The organism is Streptomyces sp. NPDC053431 (genome assembly GCF_044544925.1).
Taxonomy (GTDB): Bacteria; Actinomycetota; Actinomycetes; order Streptomycetales; family Streptomycetaceae; genus Streptomyces.
The window spans coordinates 544,646-557,823 of sequence record NZ_JBITXX010000002.1; the positions used below are offsets into that span (position 1 = coordinate 544,646).

General features: G+C 70.4%; 11 protein-coding genes and 1 pseudogene. 5 read left to right on the forward strand and 7 right to left on the reverse strand.

Going from position 1 to position 13,178, the window contains the following annotated elements; all coding sequences use genetic code 11:
• Positions 1–38: 38 nt before the first annotated feature.
• Positions 39–7,385, reverse strand: coding sequence for a DNRLRE domain-containing protein (locus ACIGXE_RS08460; protein WP_399744818.1), 7,347 nt, complete (start codon positions 7,383–7,385; stop codon positions 39–41).
• A gap of 470 nt (positions 7,386–7,855) precedes the next feature.
• Between ACIGXE_RS08460 and ACIGXE_RS08465 the strand changes: the two genes are divergently transcribed.
• The gene (locus ACIGXE_RS08465) at positions 7,856–8,089 is read left to right on the forward strand and encodes a hypothetical protein (protein ID WP_399744819.1); all 234 of its coding nucleotides are present in this window, start codon (positions 7,856–7,858) and stop codon (positions 8,087–8,089) included.
• On the forward strand, positions 8,086–8,214 hold the full coding sequence (locus ACIGXE_RS08470; RefSeq protein WP_399744821.1) for a hypothetical protein: 129 nt from the start codon (positions 8,086–8,088) through the stop codon (positions 8,212–8,214). The genes ACIGXE_RS08465 and ACIGXE_RS08470 overlap by 4 nt, the downstream gene beginning before the upstream one ends.
• Positions 8,215–8,311: 97 nt before the next feature.
• Here ACIGXE_RS08470 and ACIGXE_RS08475 read toward each other — a convergent pair.
• Positions 8,312–8,535 (reverse strand): annotated as a pseudogene (locus tag ACIGXE_RS08475) (hypothetical protein); the annotation flags it as partial.
• The gene (locus ACIGXE_RS08480; protein ID WP_399744823.1) at positions 8,536–9,261 is read right to left on the reverse strand and encodes a hypothetical protein; all 726 of its coding nucleotides are present in this window, start codon (positions 9,259–9,261) and stop codon (positions 8,536–8,538) included. It abuts the pseudogene before it with no gap.
• Positions 9,262–9,627: 366 nt separating this feature from the next.
• Between ACIGXE_RS08480 and ACIGXE_RS08485 the strand changes: the two genes are divergently transcribed.
• Positions 9,628–9,882, forward strand: coding sequence for a hypothetical protein (locus tag ACIGXE_RS08485; protein ID WP_399744825.1), 255 nt, complete (start codon positions 9,628–9,630; stop codon positions 9,880–9,882).
• A gap of 166 nt (positions 9,883–10,048) precedes the next feature.
• Here ACIGXE_RS08485 and ACIGXE_RS08490 read toward each other — a convergent pair whose 3' ends face one another.
• Positions 10,049–10,555: a DinB family protein gene (locus ACIGXE_RS08490; RefSeq protein ID WP_399744827.1), complete on the reverse strand. Its 507-nt coding sequence runs from the start codon at positions 10,553–10,555 to the stop codon at positions 10,049–10,051.
• A gap of 240 nt (positions 10,556–10,795) precedes the next feature.
• Positions 10,796–10,969 carry a hypothetical protein gene (locus tag ACIGXE_RS08495; RefSeq protein ID WP_399744829.1) on the reverse strand — a complete coding sequence of 58 codons (174 nt, stop codon included), beginning with the start codon at positions 10,967–10,969 and terminating at the stop codon, positions 10,796–10,798.
• A gap of 303 nt (positions 10,970–11,272) precedes the next feature.
• On the opposite strand from ACIGXE_RS08495, the gene ACIGXE_RS08500 reads away from it, so the two are divergent.
• Entirely contained in the window at positions 11,273–11,452 is a 180-nt protein-coding gene (locus ACIGXE_RS08500; RefSeq protein ID WP_399744831.1) for a hypothetical protein, read from the forward strand.
• 3 nt (positions 11,453–11,455) lie between these two features.
• Here ACIGXE_RS08500 and ACIGXE_RS08505 read toward each other — a convergent pair whose 3' ends face one another.
• Both ACIGXE_RS08505 and ACIGXE_RS08510 read right to left on the reverse strand, forming a co-directional pair.
• Positions 11,456–11,626 carry a hypothetical protein gene (locus tag ACIGXE_RS08505; protein WP_399744833.1) on the reverse strand — a complete coding sequence of 57 codons (171 nt, stop codon included), beginning with the start codon at positions 11,624–11,626 and terminating at the stop codon, positions 11,456–11,458.
• A gap of 327 nt (positions 11,627–11,953) precedes the next feature.
• Positions 11,954–12,535 carry a TetR/AcrR family transcriptional regulator gene (locus ACIGXE_RS08510; RefSeq protein WP_399744835.1) on the reverse strand — a complete coding sequence of 194 codons (582 nt, stop codon included), beginning with the start codon at positions 12,533–12,535 and terminating at the stop codon, positions 11,954–11,956.
• A gap of 62 nt (positions 12,536–12,597) precedes the next feature.
• On the opposite strand from ACIGXE_RS08510, the gene ACIGXE_RS08515 reads away from it, so the two are divergent.
• A complete protein-coding gene (locus ACIGXE_RS08515) occupies positions 12,598–13,113 on the forward strand; it encodes an SRPBCC family protein (protein ID WP_399744837.1) in 516 nt (171 codons plus the stop codon).
• Positions 13,114–13,178 lie beyond the last annotated feature (65 nt).

Genomic DNA, 13,178 nt, shown 5'->3' on the forward strand with positions numbered 1-13,178 from the left:
GGGACGGCCCTGTCGAGGACCGTCCCTCACCCCGCCTGTCAGCAGTGGGCGTACTTCCTCGACGGGCGGATCTTGTTCGTCAGAGTCGCACCGCCGTAGCACTTGTAGCGATTGTACAAGCCCTGTTCGAGCCTACGGAGGCTCCCCTTGCCCCTCTCGTGGTAGCGAATGGACTGCACATTGTTCAGCTTGCCCTTCTTGTGGTGCTGATGCATGCGCCGGTGCATGTTCTTGGACTTGCCGATGTAGTACGAGCCGTTCTTGTACTTGATGACGTAGACGCCTCGCTTACGGGGGGCCTTCCTCGCATGCCGGTTCAGATTGCAACTGGCGTTGTGGACGACCGTGTCCGCGGTCCCGTCGAAGACGGTGTACGTGTGGACGTTTCCGACGTTGAGGTTGAAGACCAGCCGGTCCGCGAGCTCGCCGAGATCGCGCACGCGCCGCACCGTGTGGACCGAACCGTCTGCTGACCGCAGCGCGTCGCCGGCCTTGATGCCGCTCGCCTTGGTCCAGCCCTTGTCCACCACCCACAGCGGGTGGTCGGCGGTCGCCTCAAGGGACGGGGTCGCCGGGTCGAGGTCGGTGTCGATCTCGACCAGGTGCTTCAGGCCGTAGCCGCTGAAGACCTCGAGGACGGGCTGAGCCGTGGTCCGTCCCGTCGCCGGGTCCGTCGCCGCCACGAGGTCGCCGACCCGGACGTCCCCGATCGGCAGGTAGCTGCCGTCGGCCATGAGGACCGGTGTGTCAGGGGCGAAGGAGTTGCACCGTGAGCGCCGGAAGACGCTCTTCGCCCGGGAGAAGGAGCGTCGGACCCGGCTCGCCTTGCGCAGGGCCCGCGCCGCCTTGAAGCCCTTGACGGCCAGCCGGCCGGCGGAGCCGAAGGCGACGCCGACGCCCATCTCCGCGGCCTTGCGCCAGTTGCCGGTGGCGGCGTAGGAGATGGCTCCGACGGCGGAGGCGATGTTGCCGATGGGGCCGGGGATGTAGGAGGCCACTTCCGCGACGCGGGCGACCCTCTTGAACATCTTCTTGAAGCTGAAGCCCCAGTTGCCGTCGAGGTCCGTGCAGTTGACGGGGTCGCCCGCACAGTAGTCGTACGGGTTGGCGTTGCCCCCGGGCTCCGGGTCGACCTGCAGGAAGCGGCCGAGCGCGGGCGCGTAGAGGCGGGCTCCCATGAGGATGACGTCGTCGAGCGCCTCGGAGGAGCGCTGCTCGGCGCCGAGCCAGCCGTACCGCTGCACCCCCTGGCCCTCGGCGGGGACGCCGAACTCGTCGAAGGTGAGGACCTTCGGCGCGGTCATCGCCGTGTCGAGCGAAACCGCCACGTCGCCGTGCAGGTTGGCGAACTGCAGCTCCACGTCGCCGGTCGCGGACGTGGTGGCGGTGAGGTCGCCGTCCGGGCCGGAGACGTTGCGGGTGAGGGTGCCCTGGGTGGTGTCCTCGATGATCCAGCGGGGCTCGTCGGAGTCGTCCCCGTAGTGGTTGAGCTTGCTGGTGGCGTTCGCCCAGGTGCCGTCCGCCTGCTTGTTCTCGGTGGTGAAGGCGGCGAAGCGCTGAGCCGGGTCGAGGGTCCAGGACTGGCGCCTGTCACCGGCGGTCTGGGAGGCGACGAGGTCGTTGTCCCAGTACGTGTTGACGGAGCCGGTGCCGGTCGCCGTGGTGCGGCCGAAGGCGTCGTACGTGTAGCCGTCGGTCAGCAGCCGGTCGGCGCTGTCGTACGAGCTGGTCGTGACCGTGCCGCCGGTGGTGGTGCACGAGCCGTCCTCTGCGGGCGCGAAGGCCGTCTTCGAGGTGCGGTTCATGCGGCCGGTGATGCTGCGGCCGGCCTCGTCGAAGCCGTAGGTCCGGGTGGTGCAGCCGTCGATCGTGGTCTGCGCGGCCTTGGTCAGCCGGCCGAGCCGGTCGTAGGTGTACTCCTTGCTGTCGGTGGAGTTGGTGTCGGCGGCGACCGCGCCCTGCGTGGTCATCTCCAGGTGCTGGCCGTAGACGACCGCGCCGTCGGAGATCCGGGTGTACGTACGACCGGTGGCCTGACCGCTCGCGTCGAAGGTGTCCTTGCGGACGTAGCCGCCGGGGTAGGTCTGCTCGGTGAGCTGACCGTCCGGGCCGTACTTCGCGGTGAAGGTGCCGGCGACGGAGTCGGTCACCGAGGTGACCATGCCGCGCGGTTCCTGCGTGCGGTCGTACGCGTAGGTGGTGGACCCGGTGTTGTCGCTGACCTTGACCGGCTTGCCGAACTTGTCGAACTCGGTCGTGGTCGTGCCGCCGTCCGCGTCCGTGTAGGACAGCAGCCGGTCGAGGGCGTCGAAGACGCGGGTGATGCTCTTGCCGCCGGCCGTGGTCTTCACGGCGTTGCCGGTGACCGGGTCGTACTCGGTGGTGACCTGGGGCAGGTCCTGGCCGAGGTCGCCGGTGATCTGGGTGGAGACGATCCGGTCGGCCGCGTCGTAGACGGTGGTCGTCGTACGGGTCTTGCCCGCGTTGGTCTCGGTGACCTCCTCGATGTCGCCGAAGCGGGAGTAGCGCGTGATCCGCTTGACGGGCAGGGTGTCCGGCATGCGGGTGGTGTCGGCGCCGGTGACCTTGCCGCCGGGCAGCGTCACACAGGGGCTGCCGGCCCACTCGGGGCGGTTGCCGCAGGCGGCGTCGTCCGCGTTGGCGCCGGCCGTGTAGAACACGGTCCTCACCGTGCCGGTGTCCGCGCCGTTCGAGCCCGGCCTGCGCGACTCGACCGCGCGGCCCGCCGCGTCGTACTTGATGGTGGCGGTCAGGTTGGCCCCGCCGGTCACCGCGTCCGTCGTCACCGAGGTCTCGGTGCGCAGGGTCCAGCCGGAAGTGCCGCCGATAGGAGTGCCGTAGCCGGTCTTGGTGACCCGCACCTCGACGTCGTTGGTGTAGCCCTCGATGCGGGCGCCGTCGAGGGTGGTGGTCTCCAGGTGGTAGGCCGCACCGTCGGGCTTGCCCTCGTCGTACCGGTGCACCGTGTGCTCGCGTACGACCACCGAGGCGCCCGCGGCGAGGGCCGGCATCGGCGGGTCGGTCTGCGCCGGCACCGGCTCGTCGAGCAGGGCCCGGAAGACCGGCCCGGTCTCCTCCAGCAGGTCCTGGCCGTCGCGGCTGTAGACGTTGCGGGAGTCGAGGAGCGCGGCGCGGGCCGCGGAGTCGTCGGGCAGGGCGAGCTCGACGGTCTTCTGGTCGACGTCGTCGCCGAGGCCGAGCGCGAGGAGTCGGCCGGTGGCGTCGAGGGTACGGACGGTGTTGCCGAAGCGGTCGTACTCGCTGGTGTCGATGTCACCGACGCCGGTCGGCGACCAGGTGGCCGTGTTCACCTCCTGCGCCGAGGCGTTGAGGTAGTGGACCGTGGCCTGCTGGTAGCCGTCCTTGCCCGGCACCGTGGCGCTCGCCGTGTTCGTGGCGGGGTTCGACTCGTCGTCGAAGACAGCGGTCGCGTCGGTCGGGACGTCCGCCTGAGCCCACTTAGCGGCGTTCGGGCCGTCGAGGTCGTAGGGGCCGCCCGCCGCGCGGGTCAGCGGGACCTCGTAGACCACCTTGGAGGCGGTCTCGCCGCTCACCTGGTCCTTGGTGCCCGGTACGAGCGCGGGGCGGCGGACCTTCAGCAGCCGGCCCGGGTCCTGGTCGGCGCCGGCCGGGCCGTAGTCGAAGTACCAGGGCAGCTCGCCCGCGGTGTCGACCTTCGTCAGACGGTCGCCGCTGTCGTACGCGTAGACGGTCTTGAAGACCGCCGTGTCGTCGGCGGAACCCTTGCGGGGGTCCCAGGCCTCGACCAGGCGGCCCTGGTAGTCGTAGCGGTAGGTGGCGACGTCCACGGCGGTCTCGGCACCGGCGGCCGGGTCCCAGGACCAGATGCGCACGGCCTTGACGCGGTCGGTGACGTCACCGGGCGTGGTGAGGGTGGCCGTGGTGGCCGTCGCGTAGACGTACTCCAGGACCTCGCAGCCACGGGCCGGGACGCTGCCGGTGCACTGCCCGGTGTCGTCGACGCCGGGCTCGACCTCGCCGATCACCCGCTTCACGAGCGAGCGGCCGTCGGTGGTGTCGTACACGTACCTGCTGGTGGACGCGGCGTCCGTGCCGGACACGCTGTCCACGACGTAGACGTCCGAGCCGGTCTGCTTCTTGAACCGGGTGATCGAGCCGTCGTCGTCGGTCAGGACGTAGTCGGTGCCCGACGCGGCCAGGATCCAGCCCTCCGCGCCCGGTTCGGGGCTGAAGGAGCCGTCGGAGCTCTTGGCGAAGGTGATGGTCGAGTCGTCGTAGCCGGTGACGACCGCGACGTCCTTGCCGGGGAAGGTCAGCGAGTGCAGGTCGTTGTCGGTGGCGCCGCCCGCGGCGCCGCCCGCCCACTCCGGGCCGAAGGGGGCGACCAGCTCGCGCACGGAGAGGTGGTCGAAGTAGACGGCCTTGCCGGAGTTCGCGCCGAAGCCGTTGTAGAGCCGGAGGTAGGCGGTGGTCGCGTCGGCCGGCACGGTGAAGTCGAGGCTCAGCTCGGCCCAGGCGTCGGTGTACGGCACCTTGCGGGAGGTCTGCTCGACGGTGCCGCCGGGCGTGCCGAAACCGGCGTAGAGGCGCAGGCCCTTGGCGTGCTGCGGGGAGAGGCCGGTCGCGGTGGGCACGTACGCCCAGGCGGAGAACCGGTAGGTCTTCCCTGGCTTCATGCCGAGCCGCAGCGCGGTCTGGTCGCCGCCGACCATGGCGTACGCGTCACCGCTGGTGTTGGTGGTCGGGACGACCTTGAGCGAGTCTGTGGACCCGTCCTGGCCGAGCGTGGTGTCCCGGGTGAGCGTCGCCGTGGTGGCGGTGAAGCCGGCCGTGTCGGTGGACACGTCCTGCTGGTTGGCCGTCAGGCGCTGGCCCTGCGGGATCCAGCCGCGGTCCGTGCCGCGGGACGACACGGTACGGCTGGACGACAGGCCGTACTCGTCGGCGTCGGTGACGCTGATCGAGTAGTCGCCGGTCAGCAGGTTCACCGAGCCGGGGCCGACCTCGTCGGAGGCGGCGCCGTCCGCGTTCGGGTCGACGGTGAAGCCGCGCCACTCGCTGATGTACGGGGCGTCCGCGTCGTTGTCGGTGTAGAGCATCGCGCGGACCTGGACGACGCCGCCGACCTGGCCGAGGGTCTCCAGGACCGACCAGTTCGCGTAGGCGCCGATCTGGGACAGCGGTGCCTTGACCGTGGTGATCGGCGTGTTGTCCTGCTTGGTCAGGTTCGCGAGCGGGACGTCGTAGACCGTGGCGCCCGGGCCGCGGCGCCACTGGTAGGTGACGCGGGTGTACTTCGGCTGCGCGTCGACCGCGATCTGCACGCGGCGCGCGCTGACGGCGCCCTCGGCGGGCTGGACCATGGCGCCCTGGCCGACGAGGAAGTCGTACAGCACGGCGGTCGAGAGGTTGCCGGCCTTGTCCTTGGCCTGGACACGCAGGGTGCGGTGGCCGTCGGCGGCGGGGGTGATCGACACGGTGGTCGTGCCGGTCCCGGTGACGGTCACCGGGGTGGCGCCGTCGAGCGAGTAGACGTAGCCGGCGAGGTCGGTGGTGCCGGACGCCGGGGTGAAGGTGAACTGCCCGGGGGTCCCGCCGCTGCCGTGCCAGGCGCCGTCCTGCGGGTAGGCCGTGGACGACACGAACGGGGCGCCGGGCGGGGTGGTGTCGACCGTGAAGCTCTGCCAGGCCGACCAGGTGCCGTTCCAGTCCTGGCCGTCGTAGACCGCCGCGCGCCACTTGTACGAGCCGGGGGCGAGCGCCGTGCCGGGGGTCCAGGTGGCGGTGGCGCCGGAGGCCACGTACACCGAGGTGCCGGACTGCAGGACGGCGGTGCCGTCGGACTTCCAGACCTCGAAGGTGAGCCGGACGGTGTTGCCGTCGGCGTCGGTGGCCTTCGCCGACAGGGTCGGGGTGGTGTCGTTCGTCGCCGCGCCGGTCAGCGGCGCCAGCGGGGTGGCCGCGCCCGGCTTGGTGTTGTAGGTGACCGCGATGTACGGGGTGTTGGACGCGGCGTTGCCGGAGTTGAACTTCTTCCAGGCGTATTCGTCGGTCTCGTCCGTCGCGCGGATGCCGAGGGTGTTGGTCCCGTTGCCGTTGGCCGCCCAGGCCGCGGCCAGGCTCGTGATGTCCGTGTTCACCCAGCCGTCGGCGCAGGAGGACGAGTAGCCCTTGGTGGCCGTGCTGGTGGACCACTTCCTGTTCCAGTTCGGCTGGGCGGTCCACCGGGTGGCGGTGGAGGCGGAGCTGGTGTCCCAGACCTCCCAGCTGCGCGCGCTGCAGGACCAGGAGTGGAAGTTCCACAGGTTCAGGCTCGCCGACTTGATCACCTTGCCGGTGATCTTGGACATCGGGAAGGCGAGGAACGACCGGGCGACCTGCCCCGAGCCGTTGTTGCCGAGCTTCAGCTCGGTCGCCGCCGACTGGTCGGAGCTGAAGCCCTCCTGCACGAACGCGTCGAAGCTCGCGCCGATGTTCACGGCGGGGTCGATGGTGACCGGGAACGTCGTCGCCGGGTCGGCGAGGAACGCCGCGTCGGGGGTGAGCGTGAGGTCGACCGTGGCGCCGTGCTGCGCGACCTTCAGACCGACGTCGGCGCGGCGCTCGTGCTCGCCCGAGTTCGGGTCGACCGAGGCGTCCCACATGACCGGTGCGGGCAGGGCGCCGACGTTCCGGCCGGTCTTCGGGTCGGTGAAGGTCACCGAGCGGTCCGCGTTCGCCTTGACCGCCAGACCCTTGGCCTGGAGGGTCAGGGTCACCGCGCCGTTGGCGCCGACGGCGCCGCGGTTCTTCAGCTCCAGGAACTGCTCGAAGCCGGTACGGGTCGACTCGACGACCATGTCGGTACCCGTGGCCACGTCGGCGTAGCGTGCCTCGGTGCCGTGCACGGCCGGGTCGGGCAGCGCGCCGCGCCACGAGAGCGTCACCTCGTGGCCCGCGCCGCTGTCCAGGGAGACCAGCGGCACGGCGGGGGTGTTCTTCCCGCCCGGTGCACCGCCGGACTTCCGGATCCGGGCGACGTCCGCGGCGGACGACTTGCCGGCCAGCGTCAGGTCCAGCGGGTGGCCGGCCGCGCGGACGGCGCCGCCCGGAGTCTCGACGAGCTCCGGGTCGACCTTCTGCCAGGTGCCGTTGCCGTCCTTGAACCGGATGGGCCCGGTGTACGTCTCCAGGGACATCGAGCCGTCGGGGTTCGCCCAGCTCGTCGTGGCGTCCGTACGCTCGCCGGTGACTTCGATCCGCCGGTTCTGCAGCCGCGCCATCAGCAGGGCCGAGGCGGCGTCCGCCGCCTCGGCCGGGCCCTTGGCCTGCGCCGGCCGCGCCGGCGGTGCCTCCGGTGTGGTGCCGGCGGCGACTCCCTCCAGCAGGCCGAAGGTGAGCACGCACGCCGTAGCCAGTGCTATACGCCGCAGAGCTCGCGGCGAAGGCAGCGGATGCCGCTCGCGCGGAACGGCTGTCCGTTGTCTCATTCTGTCGATCCCTCCCCAAGTGGAAGCACCTCGTCAGGTGATCCAGGGAACTTATCGACAATGGACAACGGAAATATCGACCTGATTAACCGTCAAAGCCGCACCCTGTGAAGGAATCGTTCTGGAATCGTGGCCGGGAACCTCCTCCTCAGGCGCCCGGGATCATCGCGCCGCCCTTGAGACGTTCGATGTGGGCCTGACAGCCCGGCAGGCGGTGTTCGAGCACGGGAAGGTGACCTCCGGCGGGCGGGTGCTGGTCAACGGCGCCGGGGGAGGGGTCGGGGGCTTCGTGACCCGGCTCGCCAAGCGTGCCCGGGGCAGAGGTGAGCGCCACGGCGAGCGCACGCAGCACCCGGGCCGTCCGCGCGCACGGGGCGGACCACGTGGTCGACTACACCGCCGGGCCGGTCGCCGCCGCGCTCGACGCTTCGGTGGACACTCTGCTCAATCTCGTTCCGCTGTCTCCCCAGGATGCCGCCGCTCTGGCATCGGCGGTACGGCCGGGCGGGCGGATCGTCTCGATCGCGCCTCCCATCGAGCCGCCCGTGGGTGCGGGGGTGGAGGCGATGCACGTGGTCGCCGCGAACAAAATGTGGCGGATCTGGCCGCGCTCGTGAAACTCGTCGACAGGGGCCGGGTCACCCTCGACACCAGTGCAACGTACGCCCTGGCCGATCTCGCGGACGTCCACCGCCTCGGCGAAGCCGGCCGGATCCGGGGCACGGTCGTCATCGTCCCGTGACACGGGCAGGCCGCCGCTTGCCGGCGCCCGCTGAGGGCTTCCCGTCAATGATCCTCTGGCTGGTGGGGACGCTCGCCCCCGGGGCGGGCGATCTTGCCTATCCGGCGAGGGCGAGGGCGAGGGCGAGGGCCAGGGCGAGGGCCAGGCCCTGCAGGCGGGCGATGGCGAGCATTGTGCGGTGGACACCGTCGCCGCGGAGGCGGCCGTCGCGGAGGATCTGTAGGTCTTCATGCGGGCGAAGCAGTGCTCGACGCGGGCCCGAACGTGTTTGTGGGACTCGTTGTGTCGTGCGGACCTACTCTTCGTTCCTCGATCGCGCCGTCAGGGGGTCAGTGCGGTGGCGGCTCGGGCCAGACACGTAGCCGGCCAGGCGAAGCGGTTGGCGGGGTTGCGGAACGAGTGGTCGCCGTCGTTGATCGGATAGCCGCCCTCTGCCTTGGTCCACTGCGCGGGACCGTACGGCCCTTGGTCCTCCAGAAGGGCCGTGGCAAGCCGCTCGGGCTCCTCGACACGGGTGCAGGCGCGCAATGCCGCAGTCAGGCGCTCGACGGCGCTGTCCGGCACGGCGTCATCGCCGAACGCGGGTAGCAGGAGCAGTAGCCGGGTGTGGGGATCGGTCGTGCTGCCGCCGGGCAGGCGATTGTCCGCCGCGGCGATCAACTCCGCCCAGGACAGCCCGGGGCCCATGAAGTGCCCTCCGTCATGTGCAAGGTGCTGGGCAGCATCCCAGTCCGGGTGGTGCAGCAGGTAGTCGATTCCCTCGTCCTCCTCGAAGGCGCGATACACCACATACAGGCGATGGCCGCCGGCGAGCGGCACCGTGAAGACGGGCCGGGTGTCGCCTCCCAGCAGGCGCGACTGCAAGGCTCCGGCCTCCTGCTCGTCAGTCTCGCCTACGAGCTCCTCGGCTTCTTCGCTTTCGGAGAAGTAGTTGTGCAGGTGGCCCAGCCAGAACAGGTGATCGTCCAGGAGTTCGGGCTGGTGGTGGAAGGGGCCGCCGTCGTAGCCCGGGATCCGGGTCGGAGGTGCCTGCGGGCTGTGCGTCACGAGGTCATCATGTCCTCCGCAGCGGTCACGAGTGACGGCCGGGGTCGGAAGCATACGGGACAACCCCAGACGCCATCCCAGGGGCAGGGCGGGCTTGGTGGTCGTCCGCCACGCGACCCCTGGCGCGGTGAACCAGCGATGCCGTGCCCCGGGACGGCCCACCGTGTGGCCTCGGGTACGTCCCGAGGCCGCGAACCCTTCGTGGACGGGCACGGCCGGTGGCTGAATCGGCTGCGCCTATCCGGGTCACTTCCGGAGGTTCTCGGAGCGAGAGACGAGCGAGGGGGGTAGGTCGTTTCGCGCAGGATGACCTTGGGATCCATGAGGAGATCAGCTGTGTACGCAGTAATTCGGCGATATGAAGGAGTGACCGACTCCGCCGAGGCGGGACGCCGGGTGGACGAGGGTTTCGTTCCTCTCCTTCGCCAAGTGCCCGGTTTCGTGGCCTACTACTGGGTGGACGCCGGGGAGGGAGTCATGGTTTCCACCAGCGTCTTCGAGGACCAAGCCGGGGCCGAAGAGTCGGTCAAAAGGGCCGCCGACTTCGTGCGGGACAATCTCGCATCGCTCCTCCCCAACGGCCCGCAGGTGACCGCCGGGAAGGTCGTGGCTGCTGGGTGAGGAGCTGTGGAGGCGCCGAGCTAGGCCCCTCCACTCCGGCGAGCCGGCCTTTCAGCGATGACAGCCAGGCACACGCCTGACACGTAAAAGAACTGCTCCACAGCCGCCCGTCCCGATCTCACAACCGCCACGAAGCCACTGCGTCACATGATCCGCGGGGCAGGAGCTAGTCGCCGGTCGTGCCGTCGAGCATCTCGCGCAGGATGTCCAGGTGGCCGTTGTGGCGGGCCGTCTCCTCGGTGAGGTGGAGGAGAATCCAGCGCAGATCGACGTGGAGGCCGTTGCGGACGGCACGCTGGGCCTGCTTGTCCAGGCTGTTCCCGGCGACCAGTTCGCGGTAGCGGGCGCTCTGCGCGGCGTACTCGTCGAGCAACTGCGGGAGGGGGAAGTCGACTGCGATGCGCATCTCGCGGTCGGGGTCCTCCTCGGTCCAGGGGCCCAGGTCTTCCTCGCCGAGAAAGACCACCTGGAACCAGTAGTACTCGACCCAGCGGAGGTGGTTGATCACTCCGCTCAGGGTCATCAGGGGTGAGCTCGGCAGAAGCGCCTTGCGAGCGTTCTCCGCGGAGGCACCCTCGCACTTGGCGCGGGCGGTGTCACGTGCGTAGTCGAGGAACGTGGTGAGCTGGGTGCGCTCGTCCCACGCGGGCGGCGTGTCGTCGATTCTGGTCATCGTGCGAAGCGTCCCTGATCGCCGCCATCGATGTCGAACCATTTGTCGGCGGACCGACCTGCTTCACCCGGGTCCTTACCTGGCCGCATGTTGCTCCGGCGCTCCGGTGCGCCAGTACTGCAGCGATCCAGCGATCCAGCGATCCAGCGATCCATGCGGCGGGCGGAGCCACGCGGCACGATCCGCCGGCCCGAGATGACGACAACCAGCGGCCGTCGGTGGCCGACGTGCGATGGCCGTTCAAGCGGCTTGGTATTCGTGCGGATGGCCGCCGCGCCATTCGACCCACATCGGGTTGTCGATCATCAGCTCCGGGTCACCGACACCCGCCGCTTCCAGGAAGATCATGAGCTCGCGGTCGGAGTGCGCAATCCCGAGGTAGCCGACCTCTTGGCCATGGCGCTGCACGGTCACCCGGCGCCCGCCGGACGGGCTGGGCCGGTGCACGATTATCGAAGGACCCATGCCCGGCGGCTGCCCCGGAAGCCTCCGGTGTACACCAGCTAGGCAGCGATCCAGAGGAAACCCCGTGGGGCCGGCCCTTGAGACACCTGATGAACCGACGGTGGGGCCGACTCCGGAGTCGCTGTCTCACCCGACGGTCCCCGAGACCTTGCGCAGTGTGAGCGACTGGACCGTGGAGCCGGTGGTCGCGGTCGTCCAGACCGATGTGCCGGGGTCAAGCGAGGGGGCCGTCCCCCAGGATTCCGTGGCTTCGTGGCGTCTCTCGCCGTGGCGCGGCCGGCCGACGCCCGTGCCCTCCTCGACGCCGCGATCGGCGCCAGGGTCACCGCGCTGCAGCCCGTCTCGAAGTGCTTCCGGGGCTACGGCGGCGTCGTACGAACATCTGGCGTGGTCGACGGGCCCACAGCCCGGACGCCAGAGCTCTCGCAGTGATGTTCAGTCGCCCGAGCAGCCCCAGAAGAGGATCTCCTGGGGATGTCCGGCGGCGTCGAAGGGCACCGTGGACCGGCCGTGCCACCGGTCCACCGGCAGCTGGCTCAGGTCCGTCAGGTCCTGCCGGGTGGGGTGGCGCTTGCCGAAGAGCCGTAGGGCCTCCTCCTCGCTCACCGGAGTGAGCGTCCCCGCATGGGCAGGACTGCCGGGCGGGGTGATGCGGTCGAGATCGACGATCGAGTGGGTGCCCTCCTGCCCTCCTCGCGGGCCGACTCGTCCCGCCAAGGTGAAGTGCCAGCCCGACGCTCCCATGGGGAAGGCCAACAGCCCTACATCATCAGGCACTTCCAGGCGATCGCTTCCATCACCTGTCGGTGACCTCGCGGCACCCACCCCGGCGCCGGTGTCCGGTCTCGGCGACAGCGGCTGGATCCGAGCCGACTATCCATCGGACGACGCCACCGCTCGGAACCAACGATCAGATCGCCGGAAGGCATCGGCCTATGCCAGGAGCGCCGTCGTGCACTGCTCGGTGAGGTCCTCGGCGTGCGGTGGCAGGGGGGTGCCCGTGCGCAGGTGGCGGCGGACCACGGTCAGCGGGAGGTCGACGAGCGCCAGGGCGACGCGGTCCCGGGCTTGCTCGTCATGGGCGCCCAAGACTTCCGCGAGGCGAGCCAGGGCGGCGAAGACCCGGCTGTTGCCGGCGTCCGCGCGTCGTCTGTGCTCCTCGGACCACTCGGCGCGGCCGAAGTCGGCGGCGCCGTAGAGGAGGAGGACCGCCTCGTTCGGGTTCTCGCGGCACCAGGCCACCACGTGTCGGGAGGCTGCGCGGGCCGCCCGGTGTGGGTCGGGCTCGCCGGTCAGGACGGCGAAGTAGCCCTCCTGGAAACGCTCCACGGTCCGCAGCCACACCTCGGCGAGCAGTGCCGTGCGCCCGGGGAAGCGGTGGTACACCGAGCCGCTGGGCGCGCGGACTGCCTGGGCCACGGCCGACATGGTCACGGCGGCGGGTCCGCCGGAGGCCGCGAGCTGCACGGCGGCGTCGAGGAGTTGGTCGGTGTCGAAGCGGGGTGGTCTCGCCATGAATCAGAGAGTACTCTCCAATTAATTGGAGAGAGGTCTCCAATACTCTTTGGGAGGGACGCATGGGCGTCTACAACGTGCACGAACGCCAGCTGCCGGTGAAGGAGAGCGAGGTGGGCGCGCTCATCGACACCCTGGCGAGCGGGGAGGGTGACAGGCTCTGGCCCGGCGCGGCCTGGGCGCCGATGGAGTTCGACCGGCCGCTGGGGCCCGGCGCGGTGGGCGGCCACGGCCCGGTGCGCTACACCGTGACCGGATACGCGCCCGGGCGCTGGATTCGCTTCGAGTTCACCGGGCCCCGTGGCTTCCACGGCTTCCACGAACTCACCGTGCTCCCTGTCGGCCCTGACCGCACGCGGCTGCACCACACCCTCGCCATGGCGCCCAGGGGCGTGGCCCGCCTGACCTGGCCCCTGGTCTGGCGCCCGCTGCACGACGCCTGCCTCGAGGACGGCTTCGACCGCGCTGAACTCGCCTGCACAGGCACGGTGCGGAGCCCCGCCCGATGGTCGCCGTACGTCCGCGTGCTCCGCGCGCTGGCGAGCGCTGCGATGCGCCGGAAGGAGGGGCGCTCGTGAGCCGTTGCCGGCGGGGTCCGTCCGCATCCTGCGCCGGACGTGCTCGCGCACCTGGGCGCGACAAG

Excerpts from the sequence above, each read along its gene's own strand:
- ACIGXE_RS08490 (WP_399744827.1), bottom strand. The coding sequence starts at position 10,555 with ATGACCAGAATCGACGACACGCCGCCCGCGTGGGACGAGCGCACCCAG.
- ACIGXE_RS08515 (WP_399744837.1), top strand. The coding sequence starts at position 12,598 with ATGGGCGTCTACAACGTGCACGAACGCCAGCTGCCGGTGAAGGAGAGC.
- ACIGXE_RS08510 (WP_399744835.1), bottom strand. The coding sequence starts at position 12,535 with ATGGCGAGACCACCCCGCTTCGACACCGACCAACTCCTCGACGCCGCC.